Consider the following 18577-nt stretch of genomic DNA (forward strand, 5'->3'; position numbering starts at 1 on the left):
TTCTTCCTGCCCTGAGGCTTCGTCCGGTCCTTACGGATCTCGAAGTCCATCGCATCCCCTGAACTGGGGTGTTGCAACGACTCCTAGAACCCAAGGATCGGAGGGCGCCCCCTGTCATGACGACCCGACCGGGACGTCTCGACTGTGCCCTGCCCCTGCGACTGTGTGGAGGTGCCGATCTTGCCCTGCGACCGGGTGAAATGGCGTGCCGTGGGGGTTTACCGAGGCAGCTGGACACCTTCGAGGCGGAGTGTCGCTCACAAAAGGGGCAATTTGTTGTCATCGTGTTTCACGTGAAACGTCGCTCACTGCTGCACGGCATCATCAACCGTGGCCGCACCGCGGCCCAGCCCCGTGACCGCAAGCCTCTTGGATCACTCGGAGGGGGAACGGAGTTGTCCACAGAGGTGGATTTCTCCACAGAAGGACAGGCCTCACTGGTTCGCGACCCCGAAGGCATGGGAGGCTCTGTTCATTGCGAGCTTGAAGTCGAGGAGAGTGAATCCTTGCGGTCCGACGCCAACATCGCGGGACCGATGGCCGATCCGGTCCCCGGTCCCCGCACCGAGTCGATGGGGGAGGATGTTTCACGTGAAACACCGCCCCCGATGGACGACACTCCGATCGGTCGTGCTGCCCAACTGGCGGTCGAGGCTCTGGGCCGTGCCGGCGAGGGCCTTCCGCGGCCCGAACAGACCCGCGTCATCGTCGTCGCCAATCAGAAGGGCGGCGTAGGGAAGACGACGACCACCGTCAACCTCGCCGCGTCGCTCGCCCTGCACGGCGGCCGCGTCCTGGTGATCGACCTCGACCCGCAGGGCAACGCCTCCACCGCACTGGGCATCGACCACCACGCCGAGGTCCCGTCGATCTATGACGTGCTGGTGGAGAGCAAGCCGCTGGCCGATGTCGTCCAGCCCGTCCCCGATGTCGAGGGGCTCTTCTGCGCCCCCGCCACGATCGATCTCGCCGGTGCGGAGATCGAGCTGGTGTCACTGGTCGCGCGGGAGAGCCGGCTGCAGCGGGCCATTCAGGCCTATGAGCAGCCGCTGGACTACATCCTCATCGACTGCCCGCCCTCGCTGGGCCTGCTGACGGTCAACGCACTGGTCGCCGGTGAGGAAGTCCTCATCCCGATCCAGTGCGAGTACTACGCGCTGGAGGGCCTGGGCCAGCTGCTGCGCAATGTCGATCTGGTCCGGGGGCACCTCAACCCCGCCCTGCATGTGTCGACCATCCTGCTCACCATGTACGACGGCCGGACGCGCCTGGCGTCCCAGGTCGCGGAAGAGGTGCGCACCCACTTCGGTGACGAGGTGCTGCGGACGAGCATTCCCCGCTCCGTCCGTATCTCCGAGGCCCCGAGCTACGGGCAGACGGTGCTGACTTACGATCCTGGATCGAGCGGTGCCCTCTCCTATCTTGAGGCGGCACGAGAAATCGCGCTGAGGGGCGTCAACGTCGGCTATGACCCGACCCAGGCCCACATCGGCGCACAGAGCGATCCGAGCATGGTGGAGGGGATGCAGTGAGCGAGCGACGGAGGGGGTTGGGCCGTGGTCTCGGCGCACTGATCCCAGCTGCCCCGACCGGGGAGAAGCCGCCGGCACAGTCGACGGGTGCTGCGGGCACGTCCCCCGTGGCCGTACCCGTGCTGACCGGAGACCGGGAGCGCGGGGTGGCGGCGGCGAAGGTGACCACGCTGCCCTCTGTTTCACGTGAAACGGAGGAGTCGTCGGCGCATGGTTCCCTGGAGGCGCCCGCGCCTCCCATGGGGGCCCACTTCGCCGAGATCCCGCTGGACTCCATCACCCCGAACCCGCGCCAGCCGCGTGAGGTGTTCGACGAGGACGCCCTGGCCGAGCTCGTCACCTCCATCCAGGAGGTCGGTCTCCTCCAGCCCGTCGTGGTGCGGCAGCTCGGTCCCGCCCGCTATGAGCTCATCATGGGTGAGCGGCGCTGGCGGGCCTGCCGTGAGGCCGGGCTCGAGGCGATCCCGGCCATTGTCCGGGCCACGGACGACGAGAAGCTCCTCCTGGACGCGCTGCTGGAGAACCTGCACCGCGCCCAGCTGAACCCGCTGGAGGAGGCCGCCGCCTACGACCAGCTGCTCAAGGACTTCAACTGCACGCACGACCAGCTGGCGGACCGCATCGGCCGTTCCCGCCCGCAGGTCTCCAACACGCTGCGGCTGCTGAAGCTCTCACCGGCCGTGCAGCGCAGGGTCGCCGCCGGGGTCCTCTCCGCCGGGCACGCCCGGGCACTGCTGTCCGTGGAGGACTCCGAGGAGCAGGACCGCCTCGCCCACCGGATCGTGGCCGAGGGCCTCTCGGTACGCGCGGTCGAGGAGATCGTGACCCTGATGGGCTCGCGCCCGAAGACGGCTCCCCGCTCCAAGGGCCCGCGTGCCGGTGGCCGGCTCTCTCCGGCTCTGTCGGATCTGGCGACCCGGCTGTCCGACCGGTTCGAGACGCGGGTGAAGGTCGACCTCGGCCAGAAGAAGGGCAAGATCACCGTGGAGTTCGCCTCCATGGAGGATCTGGAGCGCATCCTCGGGACGCTGGCGCCGGGCGAGGGTCCGGTGCTGCAGAGGAGCCTGCTGGACGGCGGTACGGAGGAAGCCGAGGACTGAGATCCCCGGGTTGTCAGCTCGGCTGAACACGGTGAGGGGCGGGCTGTGTCCGGAGTGTCCGGAACACGGCCCGCTCTTTGCTTTCAGGCAGTATCGATGCAAACGCTTCGTGGATACGATGCGTAGGGATATGGCGGCATGCGCCGGAGCACGCCGCTCCGGCAGCCGCTCGTGACGCCGCGGGCGAAGGAAGCGAGGAACTGCCTTCATGGGCCGTAGGCTCGTACCGCTCACGCTGGACAACCTTCAGGACCTTCCCAAGCGCTGTCGCGCGTGTGTCTTCTGGGAGTTGGACCCCGTCAGCGGGGAAGCCGCGGTGAAGGCCGGCACGCCCGCGCTGGAGAAGGAAGCCTGGCTCTCCGCCGTCCTGCTGGACTGGGGCTCGTGCGGTCGGGTCGTCTACGTCGATGACATCCCCGTGGGGTTCGTGCTCTACGCCCCACCCGCCTATGTGCCCCGCTCCACGGCGTTTCCCACCAGCCCCGTGGCCCCGGACGCGGTCCAGTTGATCACCGGCTTCATCATGCCCGGCTACCAGGGACAGGGGCTGGGCCGCGTGATGGTCCAGACGGTGGCCAAGGACTTGCTGCGGCGCGGCTTCAAGGCGATCGAGGCGTTCGGGGACGCCCGGTGGAAGGAGCCCGCCTGCATGCTGCCGGCGGACCATTTGCTGGCCGTGGGCTTCAAGACGGTCCGGCCCCACCCCACACACCCGCGGCTGCGGCTGGAACTGCGGTCTACGCTCTCCTGGAAGGAAGACGTGGAGATGGCGCTCGACCGGCTGCTGGGGGCTGTACAGAAGGAGCCGGCGCTCCGTCCGTTGTGACGGCCGCAGTACAGCGAATGGGCCAACCCGGTCGGGTTGGCCCATTCGTGTTTCACGTGAAACATGCGCCGCGTTCGGCGGCAGAAGCGTCACTCGGCGATGAAGTCCTCGAGGTCGCGGACGATCGCGGCCTTCGGCTTGGCACCGACGATGGTCTTGGCGACCTCACCGTTCTGGTAGACGTTCAGCGTCGGGATCGACATCACGCCGTACTTGGCGGCCGTACCCGGGTTCTCGTCGATGTTCAGCTTGACGACCTCGATCTTGTCGCCGTACTCGGAGGCGATCGCCTCGAGCGACGGGGCGATCTGACGGCAGGGACCGCACCAGGCGGCCCAGAAGTCCACCAGGACGGGCTTGTCGCTCTTGAGGACGTCCTGCTCGAAGGAGTCGTCGGTCACGTTCTTCAGGGTGCCGGCCACGGCGGGCTCCTTAACTGGTTCGTGCGGTGGGGTGGGTGGGACGGTCAGACAGAGGTCTTCTCGGGCTCGGCCTTCTGCTCGTTGTCCGCGAGGGCGGCGAGGAAGCGTTCGGCGTCCAGGGCGGCGGAGCAGCCGGTGCCGGCGGCGGTGACCGCCTGGCGGTAGGTGTGGTCGACCACGTCACCGGCGCCGAAGACACCGGTGAGGTTGGTGCGCGTGGACGGCGAGGCGACCTTGAGGTAACCCTCCTCGTCCAGGTCGAGCTGGCCCTTGAAGAGTTCCGTCCGCGGGTCGTGGCCGATCGCGATGAACAGACCCGTCACCGGCAGGTCGGACAGCTCACCGGTCTTCAGGTTGCGCAGCTTCAGCCCGGAGAGCTTCTGCTCGCCCTGGATCTCGGCGACCTCGCTGTCCCAGACGAACTTGATCTTTGGGTCGGCGAAGGCGCGCTCCTGCATCGCCTTGGAGGCGCGCAGGGTGTCCCGGCGGTGGACGACCGTCACCGACTTGGCGAAGCGCGAGAGGAAGGTGGCCTCCTCCATCGCGGTGTCGCCGCCGCCGATCACGGCGATGTCCTGGTCCCGGAAGAAGAAGCCGTCACACGTGGCACACCAGGAGACGCCGCGTCCGGAGAGGGCGTCCTCGTTCGGCAGGCCGAGCTTGCGGTGCTGGGAGCCCGTGGTGACGATGACGGCCTTCGCCTTGTGCACGGTGCCGGCGGTGTCCGTGACCGTCTTGATGTCACCGGTGAGGTCGACGGAGACGACGTCGTCCGGGATCAGTTCGGCGCCGAAGCGCTCGGCCTGGGCGCGCATGTTGTCCATTAGCTCGGGGCCCATGATGCCGTCGCGGAAGCCCGGGAAGTTCTCCACCTCGGTGGTGTTCATAAGCGCACCGCCCGCGGTGACAGCGCCCTCGAAGACCAGGGGCTTCAGCGACGCGCGCGCGGTATAGAGCGCCGCCGTGTAGCCGGCAGGCCCGGAGCCGATGATGATCACGTTACGGACGTCGTCGCTCACGGCTTGATTCCTCGTCTCTGGACTGTGTCGTACGGCCGGTGGAGCCTTGCTCACAGCTCTCACCCCACCCAACGGATCCTACGGGGCTCGCATTCCCGGCGTGCCCGGGCACACGGGAGCGCGCCACGGTACGGCTTACCACAGGGAGCGAGGGTCAGGCGTTCGTGCTCAGGAACGCGCGTAGGAGTGTGTCAGAAGGACCTTGGCCGCGGTGGACGGGTGCCGCACACAGGTGGCGTCCACGACGTAGGCGGTGACCTTCGCGGGGTCGCCGGAGGCGTCGGGGAGCACCACGAGATAGGCGGTCTTCCCCTCGTAGGTGCCCGGCTGGGCCGCCAGCGGAGCGGCCGAGTCGTCGATGCCCTGACGGACGCACGCCGGGACGGAGACGGCGCCTCCGTCCTTGAGAAGGTTGGGCTTGCCGGTGCCCGGCGCGGGCTCCACACCGAAACTGTGCGGGGCGCGGGTGGTGCCGCGTGGCGCGCCGGCCTTGCCGAGCAGGTCCGTGACCCGGTTCTGGAGCGTTCCCTCGGCGAAGGTGCCGGCGGAGGCGCTCGGCCGGCCGTGTGCGGTGGTCCCGGAGCCCTCGCCGTCGTCCAGGGAGGTGAGGACCACCGAGGTCACGCCGAGCGCGGCGACGGCGAGGACCGAGCCCAGCACGGCGATCCTGCGCCGCCCGCGCCGGGCGGGGTTCTTGCGGCCCGGTCCTGTGCTGGAGCTGCGCGCGCGGCCGGAGGGACGGTCGGCCGCCGATGTTTCACGTGAAACGTGCGGGACGGTAGCGGGGACCTTCGTCTCGGCGGGGACCTCCGCCTCGGCGGCGAGCGCCGCGTCGATGCGCAGTGCGACGTCCTCGGGCATGCTCTGGGGCTGCGGCAGTGCGCCGAGCAGACCGCGGATCTCCTCCAGGGAGGCGTGCATGTCGGCGCAGGAGGCACAGCCGGACAGGTGCCGGCGCAGGTCGTCCGCGCGTGGACCGGTGAGCAGGCCCTCGGTGAGGTCGGAGATCTCCGTGACGTCCGGGTGCCCGGCCGTATCCGTCGTGGCTGTCACGCTCGCCCACCTCCGCCCTTCACTGTGGTCGAATCACTTGGCCCGGTGCCCTTCGCGCTGCTGTCCGCGGGGTCCGCTGCCGGTGGGACGGGCGTTCCCTGCGTCCGGTTCCGCTCCGCGGCGGGTTGTTTGCCGTCACCGGTGCCTTCCGGCCGCAGATGGGTCAGCAGGGGCAGAAGTCTGGCTCTGCCCCGGGCGCACCGGCTCTTCACCGTGCCGGTGGGCACCTCGAGGATGCGGGCCGCCTCGGCGACGGGATAGCCCTGCATATCCACGAGCACCAGTGCGGCCCGCTGATCCGGCGGGAGGGTGCCCAGCGCCTCGATCAGCTGTCGCTGGACGTCGTTGCGCTCGACGGGCGCCGAGGCCGACTCGTGCGGCTCCAGCAGCTGCTCCAGGCGCTCGGTGTCGTCCACCGGTGACGTCTTCCGAGTGGCCGCCTTGCGCGCCCGGTCCAGGCAGGCGTTCACGGTGATCCGGTGCAGCCAGGTGGTGACGGCCGACCGCCCGCGGAAGGTGTGGGCGGCCCGGTAGGCCGAGACGAACGCGTCCTGAACGGCGTCCGCGGCCTCCTCCCGGTCGCCCAGGGTGCGCAGGGCCACGGCCCAGAGCCGGTCGCGGTGCCGCCGCACCAGCTCACCGAAGGCGTCGGGATCCCCCTCCACATGGCGGGCCAGCAGGTCGCTGTCGCTCGCGCCGCCATGTCCCGCGCCATCTGCCATCGGCCCCTCCCTCGGAGCGAAGACTCCTTGCGTCAGCCCGTTCGATCACCGGCTGACGCGGGAGAAGCTCAGCTCGTCACTTTGATGTCCGCCACCCTGGCACGGTAGGTGCCGTCGGTCTGCAACGGCAGCTTGGTGAGCCAGACCAGCAGATACCGCGTCTTGAGCGACTTGCCCGGCTTGAGCGTCACGGTCGTGCCGGTCCCCTCGGCGACCTTGGTGTAGCTGTTCAACGTGGCCGGCTGCGTAGCGCTGTTCTCGTTCGCCGTGCGCAGTTCCACGGACGTCGACCCCACGAAGGAGACGGTCACGGATCCGACCTGCTGCACCTTTCCGAGGTCCAGGATGACGCCCAGGCCCGACTTCAGCCTTCCGAAGTCCGCACTCGTGTAGTAGTCCGTCTGCCAGTAGGAGCCCGGGTCGCCGTCGTAGGTCTTCCCTATGTCGGAGGGCTTTTCCGAGCCGTCGCCGAACGGGTCGAAGTCATGGGCGCCGGCGATCGCGATCGGCTGGGCCGGCTTCTTCGGCTGCCTGGCGTCCTTGTCGCTGCCGTCCTGCGTCTGCGTCCGGGTGTCGTTCTTGTTGCCGCCGCCCTGGTCCATGAGGGCGTCCGCGAGCTGCCAGCTGCCCAGGCCCAGCGCGGCGATGAGGAGGGCCGAGACGGCCCACTTCAGTGCCTTGCCGGTACGGCTCTGCAGCGGGGGCGGCGGGGAGGGGACCGGCTGGGCGACGCCCGGGTGGGGCGCCGGACGGCCGTAGGTGCCCTGCTGGTACGAGGTGTGCTGGTACTCGGGCGGCGCGGTGAACGCGGGCTCCGGCGGGCGGATGCGCGGCATCTCCCCGATCGCCTTCACCAGCTCCTCCGGCGTGGTGCACGGAGACTCGTGGCGGGAGGCGGTGGCGCCGTCGTTGGCCAGGGCCCGCATGGACAGCTCGGACAGGCCTCGGTGGACGCCGGCCCGCACCTGGTCGGGCGGGATGAGACCGATGTCCTTTGGCAGCCCGGACAGGCCGTAGGCGTCGTTCTCGTACGGCCAGCGCTGGGTGAGCGCCGCGTACAGCAGGGCGCCGATCGCCTCGGTGTCGGTGCGCTGGGGGGTGTCGGAGCTGATGCCGCGCAGCGCGGCGTTGACCGCGAGACCGCGGATGCGCCACTGGCCGCTGGAGGTGCGCAGTACGGCGTTGGGGTTGAGCCGGAGGTGGGCGAGGCCCTCGCGGTGCGCGGCGGCCATCGCGGAGGCGACCTGGCTGACCAACTGGTAGGCGTCGTGCGGCTCCAGGGGGCCGGCGGACAGCAGCGTGGTCAGCTCGGTGGCGTCGGGCAGCCATTCGTGGACGACGTAGACGAGGTCGTTCTCCTCGACGGCGTCGAGGACTTGGACGAAGCGGGGATCGCCGAGCAGGGCGGAGGAGCGGGCCGCGGCCAGCACGGAGCGGGCGCGGGAGTGGTCCGCGGGCAGGACGTGCACCCCGACGGCGCGCCGCAGCTTCTCGTCGACCGCGCGCCAACTGCTGAATCCGTCCAGACGGGTGACGCACTCCTCGAGGCGGTAGCGTCTGGCCAGCTTGTGCCCGCTGTGCAGTTCGGGCGCCGAGGCCCTCTCTCCGGGACGCCCGGTCCCGCCGCTCCCCTGTGCCTCTTCGCTGTCCGTGTCCCGCTCCCGGTTCTGGGCCTCCCCGTCGGCCGTGGACTGGTCCGCCTTGGCGGTCAGCGGCTCGTCACCGCTGTTCTCTGCCACGTCGACGGCAGCCGTGCTCCGATCCGCCACCGTCGCTCCTGCCTCCCCATCCGTTGCGCGCTGTCCGACGCCGAAACCAATTGTGCCCACAGTCCGCCGCTATGCACGACACACGGCTGCGGACGATGGTTGTGCGCCTACCCCGTCTCAGCGCCCCAGGCGCCCGCGGACCATGCCCACGAGCGAGTTGAGTTCCTCGATGCGCATGCGGCGGGCGGCGACGAAGAAGATCGCGAGCAGCAGCGCTCCGCCCACCAGCAGCGCGGCGAACGACCCCAGGACACCCTGCCCGAGCGTGTGCCCGATGCCGTAGCAGGCGGCGCCGCTGACGAGGGCCGCGGGCACCGAGGCGATGCACAGCCGGGCGTACGTCCGCATCACTCGGGAGCCGTCGAGGTCGCCGCCCAGCCGCTTGCGGAGCCGGCGCCAGGCGACGCCCACGCCGATCGCGTACGCGAGGCCGTACACGGCGGCCATGCCGGCGACGGCCCAGCGCGGCGGAAGCAGGACGTAGCACAGGGCGGAGGCGCCCGCGTTGACCGCGGCCACGATCACCGTGTTGTAGAACGGCGTCCGGGTGTCCTCGTAGGCGTAGAAGGCCCGCAGGACGACGTACTGCACCGAGTACGGGATCAGTCCGAGGGCGAACGCCATCAGCATGTACCCCATGTTGGTGGCGGCACCGGTGCCGGAGGAGCCGAAGATCAGCGTGCACATCGGGATGCCCAGGGCGAGGAAGCCGAAGGCGATGGGCACGATCGCGACGGCCGTCGTGCGCAGCCCCTGCGAGATGTCGTCGCGGACGGCGCCGGCGTCGCCCTCGGCGGCCGAGCGCGAGATGCGCGGCAGCAGCGCGGCCATCAGGGACACCGTGATGATGGCCTGCGGCAGGCCCCAGATCAGCTGGGCGTTGGCGTAGGCGCTGAAGCCGGTGCCGGGCAGGTTGGTGTCCTTCACCGCGGCGGTGGCGAGCTGGGTGACCACCAGGGCGCCCGCCTGGTTGGCGAGGACGAAGAGCACCGTCCACTTGGCGAGCATGGCGGCCTTGCCCAGGCCGTGGCCCCGCCAGTCGAAGCGCAGACGGAGCTTGAAACCGGTCTCCCGCAGGTACGGGATCATCGCGAGCGCCTGGACGACCAGGCCGAGGAGCACGCCGACCCCCAGCAGGCGCTGGCCGGCCGGCGGGATGTTGGAGACGTTCATGTGGGAGTTCGCGGCGGTGCCGTAGACCCACAGGAACATGCCGAGCGTGGCGATGATGACGATGTTGTTGAGGACCGGGGTCCACATCATCGCGCCGAACCTGCCCCGGGCGTTGAGGATCTGGCCCATCACCACGTGGATGCCCATGAAGAAGATCGTGGGCAGGAAGTACCGGGTGAAGGTGACGGCCACCTCGTTGGCGGCCGGATCGCTGGCGACCGGGTTGGACAGCAGCCGGACCAGGAGCGGAGCCGCGAGCATCGCCAGCGCGGTGAGTACGCCCAGCGCCCCGATCACCAGGGTCAGCAGCCGGTTGGCGAACGCCTCGCCCCCGTCCTCGTCCTCCTTCATGGCGCGCACCAGCTGCGGGACGAACACGGAGTTGAGGCCGCCGCCGACGGTCAGGATGTAGATCATCGTGGGCAGCTGGTAGGCGACCTGGAAGGTGTCGCCGAGGAGGGCGGTGCCGAGGGCGGCCACGATCATCGCGGAGCGGATGAAGCCCGTGAGGCGGGAGACCATGGTGCCCGCCGCCATCACGGCGCTCGACTTCAGCAGGCCGCCGGCCCGTCCGCCCTTCTTCGCGGACGGCGCCGCCGCCGGTGCGGCGGCGGTGGTCTGCGCGGAGGCGGGAGCGGACGCCGGGGCGGTCGCCGCCGCGGCGTGCTGGCCGGCCGCGTGCCGGCCCGCCGGGCCCTGGCTGTCGGCCGGGGCCTGTGCGGGGCCGGGAACCGAGGGGGCCGGCTGGCCGCCGGTGTGCCGCGGAGGCTGGTAGCCGTGCTGCCGCGGATCCGGGTGCCCGTCCTGGCGCGGGCCGGTGTGCGCGCTGAGCCGGGTGTCCGGGTAGCCGCCCTGCTGCTGGTCGCGGAAGAGGTGCGCGAAGGCGTCGGGCTCGTGGCGCTCCTCGCCGGAGTTGCTCACGAGATCGTCGACGCCCACGAACTGCGTGGTGCGGGGGTCCTCGCCGTACGGCAGGTACTGGGTGGCGCCCGAGGGCTCCGGCGGCGGGGTGGGGGCCCACACGCGCGGGTCGGGGGCGTACGGCGACTGCGGCGGCCGGCCGTACAGCGGCTGCTGGGGCCCGTGGGCGTCCGGCGGCGGCGGAGGGTGCGCGGCACGGTCGTAGAGGGCCTCGCCGACCGGGTCCTGCGCGGTGAGGTCCTGGTCCCGGTAGGGGTCCTCGGTATAGGCGTCCTGGAGGTACATGTCCGCGGGGTGCTGCTGGGGCACCTGGCCGTGCTCGGGCGGCGGGCCGTCGGGGTAGCCCGAGCTGCCCGCGGCCTGGCCGCGGTCACCGTCGTACGGCGCGTTCATGGTTACCCCACCTCATCGTCCCGGGCCCTCCGGGCCACGACATCCTCAACGGTCCACTTTCTCACCCGTGCCGGACGGGTCGGCGTTTTCCGCTGCGGTGTCCGGTGTCGGGTCACTCGGCTGCTCCGGGGCGTCCGCCCGGTGCCGGGTGCCGGACTTCTTCTTGAGACGGTCCGAGGACCCCTGGAGGTTCTCCGGCTCCTCGAGCCGTTTCCCGTCCGCGGACACGTCCTCCGTCCCGTCCGTCGCGCCGCGGGCCGCCCCGGCGTCCGCGGGCTCGCCGGTCGCGTCGGCCGTGCCGGGCCCGCTTTGCTGGTCAGGGACGTCCTGCTCGCCACCGTTGTGCTGATCAGCGCCGTCCTGCCCGGCGCCGTCCCGCTGCGCGCCGTCCCGCCCGGCGGGCCTGTCGTCTCCCTGCTCCGCCTGCGCGGCTTCGGCCTCCTCGCGTGCTGCCGCCCGCCTGCGCTGGGTGTACATCCGGAAACCGGCCAGCACCAGCAGCAGCACGCCACCGCCGATGATCAGCATCACCGTGGCCGTGATCTCGGTGACCTTCACATCGAAGGTGATCCGGTCGCCGTACTTCTGGCCGTCCTGCGTGTAGAGCTGGGCGATCACGGTGACCGGGCCGTTGGCGTTGGCGGAGGTGGTGAACTTCACGGACTGGCTGTGCCCGCCGGCGACGGCGACCGGCTGCTCGTCGTAGGCCTTTCCGCCGATCTTGAGACGCGTGGGGTTGGTGGAGGTCAGCCGCAGCACCAGGTGGTGCACTCCCTGCACCAGGTTGTTCTGGACGGTGACCGGGATGGTGGCGCTACGGCCGGAGAGCTTCGTCTCCGACTTGTCGATCAGCTTGACCTGCTCGGAGATGTCATCGAGATACGCCTCCACGCCGTCGCGGAAGTCCCTCGCCTCACCGGCCCGGCCGCGCCAGGACGCCGACATCTCGCGGTTCATGGCCCGCCCGAAGGGCGTGACGACACGGGACTCGTCGGTGAGGACGACCTTGAAGTTGTCGACCTTGTGCTGGGTCCGTGCGATCGAGGCGAAGGCGGAGCGCCGCAGTTCCCGCTTGCGCAGGGAGGAGGGGTAGTCGGCGCGCGACGGCACCCGGGTGGTGGCCGCGGGGTCCGGACCGGCCTTGGCCGCCGCGGCCAGGGGTTGGGGCTGGGACCAGGTGCCGCCCTGCAGGGCGGTCAGCGCCTGGGCCATGGCCTGGGCCTGGCTCGCGGACGGCATGCGCTGCGGGGCGACGACGATGCTGCGCTGCTTGTCCGTCTGCTGGTCCAGCTCCAGGCTCTGGGCCAGGAACCGCTGCACGGCGAGGGTCGCGTCGCCGGCCCGGGTCATGTCGCCCTCGAAGGCCGTCGACAGCCGTGCGTCCGCGACGACCGCCGTGGTGCCGCCGCCGATCGGGCGGGCCGCGTTGGGCGTGTAGGTCAGGGAACCGGTCTCCCGGAGGCTGTCGCTGCGCGCGATCACCTTGTCGGCGCCCGCCGAGGTGGCGACCTTGACGATCGACGGGTCGACGGCGCCGTCCACCGGCCAGGCGAAGTCGGTGCTCGGTTTCACGTGGAGCACCGTCTCCACGGTGCCGGCGGCGACATCGGTGGCGTCCTTGAGCTGGCTCAGGGAGCCGGTGACGCTCGTGCCGTTGTGGGCGAGGGAGGCCAGGTCCGGGTCGGCGAAGGGCAGTGCCACGACCTCCTTGCCCGCGACCGCCTGCTGCAGCTCGGCGAGCCATTGCTTGGCGACCGCCTGGTGGGTGCCCGCGACGGAGTCACCGCCGGCGGTGCGGATGCGGTAGTTGCGCGTCATGGCGTCGACCGAGGCCAGCAGGTCCGGATCGATGACCCAGGTGACGTCGAGCTCCTTGCCCAGGGACAGCATCTGCGCCAGACGGCCGCCGGGGGCGATGTCCTTGGCGAGATCGTCGTTCAGGAAGTACCGCGTCTGCTGTTCGCCCGCGCCCGTCTCCGCCGTCATGTGCACGGTGGACACCAGCGGCCACAGATAGGTCGTCTTGGTCTTGGTGCCCGCCTCGTCGGGCTGCCAGGGCAGGAACGTGTGCTGGATGCCCAGCACCTGTTCCCAGGGCCGTGCGGAGGTCTGGCCGGACAGTGAGACGGAGAACTCGTACACCCCGTCCGAGCCCAGATTCAGCTTGTCGACCGGTACGGAGATGCTGAAGTGTTCCGCGACGCCCGGGCCGAGCCGGGAGAACTTCTGGACGTACTTGCCGCCGACCTCGGGCCCGTCGGCACCCGGCACGAACTCGGCGCGCCGGGCGATCTCTTCGATCGCCGAGCGGGTGTCCAGCTCGGGGCCCACGCGCAGGCCCACGTGCGCGCCGGTGACCGCCTGCTTGCCGTTGTTGGTGACGGTGCCGGAGACGGTCAGGGTGTCCCCGTCGGAGGGCACGCTGGGGGTGAGCGCGTCGAGGGAGACGGAGACCGTGCCCGAGCCGGAGGCGGCCCGGGCGGAGTCCTGGCCGCCCGCATGGGCGGAGGGCGCGGCGGACAGCTGCAGCAGACCGGCCAGCAGGGGCGCCCCGGCGATCAGTGCCCCGGCCCGCCGCAGTCTGCGGCGGGCAGGTGAGGGACTGCTCCCCTGGAAGTCTGCCGCCTCGGCCACGCGCTCGCCCGTCCCTCGTCGTCAGTGGTCGTCGGAATGTGCGTCCCCGCATGGTAACGAGGTGCGCCGAGGGTACGTGCCGCGGAGGCGCCTCCAAGATCGGGGGAGCGGGCCGGAGCGCCCGTATGCGCACGGATCCGGCGCAGCTGTTCCGTACGTCACAAAAGCGGTGTTCGGGGTGTTCGGGGTCCTTGTCGGAGGAGCTGTCCACCGGTGCGGCGGGTAATGCTCCGGGCTCCCCCGGCGGGTGTCCACGCCGTTCAATGGCCGCGCGGCCGGGCGCCCCGGCCACGTACCCTCTTCTGTTGTGCCGAACGCCAACGAAGACACTCCCACGTCCCTGAGCCAGGTGCAGCAGCGCGCGGTGAGCGAACTGCTGAGGGTGGCTCCCGTCGCCGACGACCTCGCGCGCCGATTCCAGGAGGCCGGGTTCTCACTCGCCCTGGTCGGCGGCTCGGTCCGGGACGCCCTGCTCGGCAGGCTCGGCAACGACCTGGACTTCACGACCGATGCCCGGCCCGAGGACGTACTGAAGATCGTGCGCCCGTGGGCCGACGCGGTCTGGGACGTCGGGATCGCGTTCGGCACGGTCGGCGCCCAGAAGGAGGCCCGGGTCGCCGGCGTCGACCGGCGCTTCCAGATCGAGGTGACCACCTACCGGTCCGAGGCCTACGACCGCACCTCGCGCAAGCCCGAGGTGTCGTACGGCGACTCGATCGAGGAGGACCTCGTCCGGCGCGACTTCACGGTCAACGCCATGGCTTTGGCCCTGCCGGAGAAGAGGTTCATCGACCCGCACGGCGGGCTCGGCGATCTGGCGGCGCGTGTGCTGCGGACGCCCGGCACACCGGAGGACTCCTTCTCCGACGACCCGCTGCGCATGATGCGGGCCGCTCGCTTCGCCGCACAGCTCGACTTCGAGGTCGCCCCCGAGGTCGTCACGGCGATGACCGAGATGGCCGGGCGCATCGAGATCGTCTCCGCCGAGCGGGTCCGCGACGAGCTGAACAAGCTGATCCTCTCCTCGCGCCCCCGCAAGGGCCTGACCCTGCTCGTCGACACCGGTCTCGCCGACCACGTCCTGCCCGAGCTGCCGGCGCTGCGGCTGGAGAGCGACGAGCACCACCGGCACAAGGACGTCTACGACCACACGCTGATCGTCCTGGAGCAGGCGATCGCCCTGGAGGAGGAGGGTCCCGACCTCACTCTCCGGCTGGCCGCGCTGCTGCACGACATCGGCAAGCCGCGCACCCGCCGTTTCGAGAAGGACGGCCGGGTCTCCTTCCACCACCACGAGGTGGTGGGAGCGAAGATGGTCAGGAAGCGCCTGACGGCGCTGAAGTACCCCAACGAGCTGGTCAAGGACGTATCGCGGCTGGTCGAGCTGCACCTGCGGTTCCACGGCTACGGCACCGGGGAGTGGACGGACTCGGCGGTCCGCCGCTACGTCCGCGACGCCGGGCCCCTGCTCGATCGGCTGCACAAGCTGACACGCTCCGACTGCACGACCCGCAACAAGCGCAAGGCGGCCGCGCTCTCCCGCGCCTACGACAGTCTCGAGCAGCGCATCGCGGAGCTCAGGGAGCAGGAGCAGCTCGACGCCATCCGTCCGGACCTCGACGGCAACCAGATCATGGAGATCCTGGGGATCAAGCCCGGCCCGGTGGTGGGCAGGGCCTACCAGCACATGCTGGAGCTGAGGCTGGAGCACGGTCCGATGGGACGGGACGCCGCCGTGACCGCTCTCAAGGAGTGGTGGGCCCAGCAGCCCGAGGCGGGCTGAGACCGGGAGGCCCGGTCATGTTTCACGTGAAACATGACCGGGTCGACGGAAGGGCTCATGCGGAAGGGGCGATGTTTCACGTGAAACATCGCCCCTTCCGCATGGAGCAGCGGCATGGACCAGCCGGCACGGAGAGCTGGCCAGCCGGGTACTACTTGGTTTCCTTCAGGCAGAGCACCACGTCGTGACCGCTGCCGGACTGCACGTACCAGACCGGAGCGTCGGCGACGCCCTTGCACTTGTTCTCGTCGCTGGTGTCGTCGAACTTCTGGACGACCTTGTACTGGGCCTCGCTCGAGGAGCAGTCGACCTCGTTGAGGTCGGCGTTGGAGTCCGTGCCGTCGTTGTGCATGCAGGCGCCCACCGAGGTGGTCTCGGCGTCCGTCTCGTTCATCCACCAGCCGATGCCGAACTTGATGACACCGACCACGATCAGCACGGCGATGGTTCCGAGGATGCGCAGCGCCTTCTTGCCGCCGCGCTTGGCCGGTGCCGGCGGCGGGGGCACCGGCGCGCCCTGCTGCTGCGGGAAGGGGGCGTACGGCTGCTGCGGGGCCCCCGGCTGACCGGGCTGCTGCCCCATGGGAGCGGTGGGCGCCTGGGCGTGCGGGTTCTGGCCCTGGGGCGGCGGAGTGGTCACTAGGGTTCCCCCCTGGAACTTAGGCAGGATGACGCGAACATGGCGTCGAAATAAGACGCACGTAAGCTACAGGCCCGCACTGACAACGCTGTAACTCCCCCCGGGTTCTGTGTCACTGATGTGACACTCGCCGCGGACCAAAGCGGGCCATAGTCATCGCAACCGCTCCGTAGATAACGGCGATCGTGACCACCAGCGCGACCGAGCGGCCGTCGGGCGGAAGCATCAGCGCGGCCACGCCCGCGGCGCCGACGAAGGCGACGTTGAACAGCACGTCGTACACGGAAAAGATCCGGCCGCGGTAGCCGTCCTCGACCGCCGACTGCACCACCGTGTCGGTGGCGATCTTCGCGGCCTGGGTGGTCAGGCCGAGGACGAAGGCCGCCACCAGCAGCGGCCCGGCGGCGAACGGCAGGCCGAGGGCGGGTTCGAGCACCGCGGCGGACGCGGCGCACACCACGATCCAGCGCACCGGCCCGAGCCGGCCCGCCGCCCAGGGTGTCACCAGGGCCGCCGCGAAGAACCCGGCGCCCGAGACGCCCAGGGCGAGGCCGAGCAGGCGCAGTCCTTCCTTCGTGCCCGACGTCAGCCCGTAGCGGCACAGCATCAGCACCATGACCGTCAGCGCGCCGTAACAGAAGCGCATGAGGGTCATCGAGGCCAGGGCCCAGGCGGCGGGTCTGCGCGGCGGTTGGAGGAGGTGGCGCACCCCGGCCGCCAGGTCGCGCGCGGTGCCGGTCAGGGCCGCGCCCAGCCGTGGCCGTACCGGCGTCCGGTCGGGACCGAGCAGGGCGGGGGCGATGAGCAGCGAGGCGAGGGCGGCGCACAGATAGAGGGCGGCGCCCAGCAGCACCGCGGCGGCATCGGAGTCGGCTCCCGTCAGCCGCAGGACGAAGGCCAGGCCGCCGCCCGCGAACGCGGCCAGTGACCCGGCGGTGGGGGACAGGGAGTTGGCCATCACCAGCCGCTTGGCGTCGACCACGCGGGGCAGCGCGGCGGACAGGCCGGACAGGACGAAGCGGTTGACGGCGGTGACGCACAGCGCGGAGACGTAGAAGAGCCAGGACGGGACCGCCGCGGCCATCAGCACGGCGGTGCCCGCGGCCAGCACCGCGCGCACCAGGTTGCCGTGGAGGAACACCTGGCGCCGCCGCCAGCGGTCCAGCAGCACTCCGGCGAAGGGGCCGACCAGGGAGTAGGGCAGCAGCAGTACCGCCATCGCGGAGGCGATCGCCGCCGCGGAGGTCTGCCGCTCCGGGGAGAAGACGACGTAGGCGGCGAGCGCGACCTGGTACACCCCGTCGGCGCCCTGGGAGAGCAGCCGCACGGCGAGCAGGCGCCGGAAGTCCCGCAGCCGCAGCAGGACGCGCAGGTCACGGACGACGGACATGCGGCACAGCCTCACATACGCCGAGGGTCCCCGGGACGGATGCCCGGGGACCCTCGGCGGCCCTGGCAGGAGCGGATCGCGTCAGCGCTCGACGTCGCCGCGGATGAACTTCTCGACGTTCTCGCGGGCCTCGTCGTCGAAGTACTGGACCGGCGGGGACTTCATGAAGTAGGAGGACGCCGACAGGATCGGGCCGCCGATGCCGCGGTCCTTGGCGATCTTCGCGGCGCGCAGGGCGTCGATGATGACGCCGGCCGAGTTCGGGGAGTCCCAGACCTCGAGCTTGTACTCCAGGTTCAGCGGGACGTCGCCGAAGGCGCGGCCCTCGAGGCGGACGTAGGCCCACTTGCGGTCGTCGAGCCAGGCCACGTAGTCGGACGGGCCGATGTGGACGTTCTTCTCGCCGAGCTCCCGGTCGGGGATCTGCGAGGTGACGGCCTGGGTCTTGGAGATCTTCTTGGACTCCAGGCGCTCGCGCTCGAGCATGTTCTTGAAGTCCATGTTGCCGCCGACGTTCAGCTGCATCGTGCGGTCCAGGATGACACCGCGGTCCTCGAACAGCTTGGCCATGACCCGGTGCGTGATGGTGGCGCCGACCTGCGACTTGATGTCGTCGCCGACGATCGGGACGCCCGCCTCGGTGAACTTGTCCGCCCACTCCTTGGTGCCGGCGATGAAGACCGGGAGGGCGTTGACGAAGGCGACCTTGGCGTCGATCGCGCACTGGGCGTAGAACTTCGCCGCGTCCTCGGAGCCCACGGGCAGGTAGCACACGAGCACGTCGACCTGCTTGTCCTTGAGGACCTGGACGACGTCGACCGGCTCCTCGGCGGACTCCTCGATGGTCTGGCGGTAGTACTTGCCCAGACCGTCCAGGGTGTGGCCGCGCTGCACCGTCACGCCGGTGGAGGGAACGTCGCAGATCTTGATGGTGTTGTTCTCCGAGGCACCGATGGCGTCGGCGAGGTCCAGGCCCACCTTCTTCGCGTCGACGTCGAAGGCGGCGACGAACTCGACGTCACGCACGTGGTAGTCGCCGAACTGCACGTGCATGAGGCCCGGGACCTTGGAGGCCGGGTCGGCGTCCTTGTAGTACTCGACGCCCTGCACCAGCGACGCGGCGCAGTTGCCCACGCCGACGATGGCTACGCGAACCGAACCCATTGGCGGTTGCTCCCTGTGTGTACTCGGTGAAGCCCC

General features: G+C 70.4%; 14 protein-coding genes. 4 read left to right on the forward strand and 10 right to left on the reverse strand.

Going from position 1 to position 18577, the window contains the following annotated elements; translation table 11 throughout:
• Positions 1-458: 458 nt before the first annotated feature.
• From ACI2LW_RS11680 to ACI2LW_RS11690, 3 genes are all read left to right on the forward strand, one after another.
• Entirely contained in the window at positions 459-1532 is a 1074-nt protein-coding gene (locus ACI2LW_RS11680) for a ParA family protein (RefSeq protein WP_404731169.1), read from the forward strand.
• On the forward strand, positions 1529-2632 hold the full coding sequence (locus tag ACI2LW_RS11685; RefSeq protein WP_404731014.1) for a ParB/RepB/Spo0J family partition protein: 1104 nt from the start codon (positions 1529-1531) through the stop codon (positions 2630-2632). Before ACI2LW_RS11680 ends, ACI2LW_RS11685 begins: the two co-directional genes overlap by 4 nt.
• A gap of 208 nt (positions 2633-2840) precedes the next feature.
• Positions 2841-3458, forward strand: coding sequence for a GNAT family N-acetyltransferase (locus ACI2LW_RS11690; RefSeq protein WP_404731015.1), 618 nt, complete (start codon positions 2841-2843; stop codon positions 3456-3458).
• 89 nt (positions 3459-3547) lie between these two features.
• Here ACI2LW_RS11690 and trxA read toward each other — a convergent pair whose 3' ends face one another.
• From trxA to ACI2LW_RS11725, 7 genes are all read right to left on the reverse strand, one after another.
• Positions 3548-3880 carry a thioredoxin gene (gene trxA, locus ACI2LW_RS11695; RefSeq protein ID WP_030049453.1) on the reverse strand — a complete coding sequence of 111 codons (333 nt, stop codon included), beginning with the start codon at positions 3878-3880 and terminating at the stop codon, positions 3548-3550.
• 44 nt (positions 3881-3924) lie between these two features.
• Entirely contained in the window at positions 3925-4899 is a 975-nt protein-coding gene (gene trxB / locus ACI2LW_RS11700; RefSeq protein ID WP_404731016.1) for a thioredoxin-disulfide reductase, read from the reverse strand.
• 168 nt (positions 4900-5067) lie between these two features.
• Complete coding sequence (locus tag ACI2LW_RS11705) at positions 5068-5952, reverse strand: anti-sigma factor family protein (RefSeq protein WP_404731017.1); 885 nt, start codon at positions 5950-5952, stop codon at positions 5068-5070.
• The gene (gene sigM, locus ACI2LW_RS11710; protein ID WP_404731018.1) at positions 5949-6674 is read right to left on the reverse strand and encodes an RNA polymerase sigma factor SigM; all 726 of its coding nucleotides are present in this window, start codon (positions 6672-6674) and stop codon (positions 5949-5951) included. The genes ACI2LW_RS11705 and sigM overlap by 4 nt, the downstream gene beginning before the upstream one ends.
• Before the next feature lie 68 nt (positions 6675-6742).
• On the reverse strand, positions 6743-8443 hold the full coding sequence (locus ACI2LW_RS11715; protein ID WP_404731019.1) for a protein kinase family protein: 1701 nt from the start codon (positions 8441-8443) through the stop codon (positions 6743-6745).
• A gap of 117 nt (positions 8444-8560) precedes the next feature.
• Entirely contained in the window at positions 8561-10930 is a 2370-nt protein-coding gene (murJ, locus tag ACI2LW_RS11720) for a murein biosynthesis integral membrane protein MurJ (RefSeq protein WP_404731020.1), read from the reverse strand.
• A gap of 45 nt (positions 10931-10975) precedes the next feature.
• Positions 10976-13564 carry a DUF6049 family protein gene (locus tag ACI2LW_RS11725; RefSeq protein WP_404731021.1) on the reverse strand — a complete coding sequence of 863 codons (2589 nt, stop codon included), beginning with the start codon at positions 13562-13564 and terminating at the stop codon, positions 10976-10978.
• A gap of 307 nt (positions 13565-13871) precedes the next feature.
• On the opposite strand from ACI2LW_RS11725, the gene ACI2LW_RS11730 reads away from it, so the two are divergent.
• Positions 13872-15347 carry a CCA tRNA nucleotidyltransferase gene (locus tag ACI2LW_RS11730; protein ID WP_404731022.1) on the forward strand — a complete coding sequence of 492 codons (1476 nt, stop codon included), beginning with the start codon at positions 13872-13874 and terminating at the stop codon, positions 15345-15347.
• Between the two features lie 151 nt (positions 15348-15498).
• Here the strand turns inward: ACI2LW_RS11730 and ACI2LW_RS11735 are convergent, their stop codons facing one another.
• From ACI2LW_RS11735 to ACI2LW_RS11745, 3 genes are all read right to left on the reverse strand, one after another.
• Positions 15499-15987: a hypothetical protein gene (locus ACI2LW_RS11735; RefSeq protein WP_404731023.1), complete on the reverse strand. Its 489-nt coding sequence runs from the start codon at positions 15985-15987 to the stop codon at positions 15499-15501.
• Between the two features lie 112 nt (positions 15988-16099).
• Positions 16100-17377, reverse strand: coding sequence for an MFS transporter (locus ACI2LW_RS11740; protein WP_404731024.1), 1278 nt, complete (start codon positions 17375-17377; stop codon positions 16100-16102).
• Between the two features lie 81 nt (positions 17378-17458).
• Positions 17459-18541: an inositol-3-phosphate synthase gene (locus tag ACI2LW_RS11745; protein WP_404731025.1), complete on the reverse strand. Its 1083-nt coding sequence runs from the start codon at positions 18539-18541 to the stop codon at positions 17459-17461.
• Between the last annotated feature and the right edge of the window lie 36 nt (positions 18542-18577).

Origin of the sequence: Streptomyces sp. NPDC004065, from assembly GCF_044903565.1 — a bacterium.
In the GTDB taxonomy this organism is placed as follows: domain Bacteria; phylum Actinomycetota; class Actinomycetes; order Streptomycetales; family Streptomycetaceae; genus Streptomyces.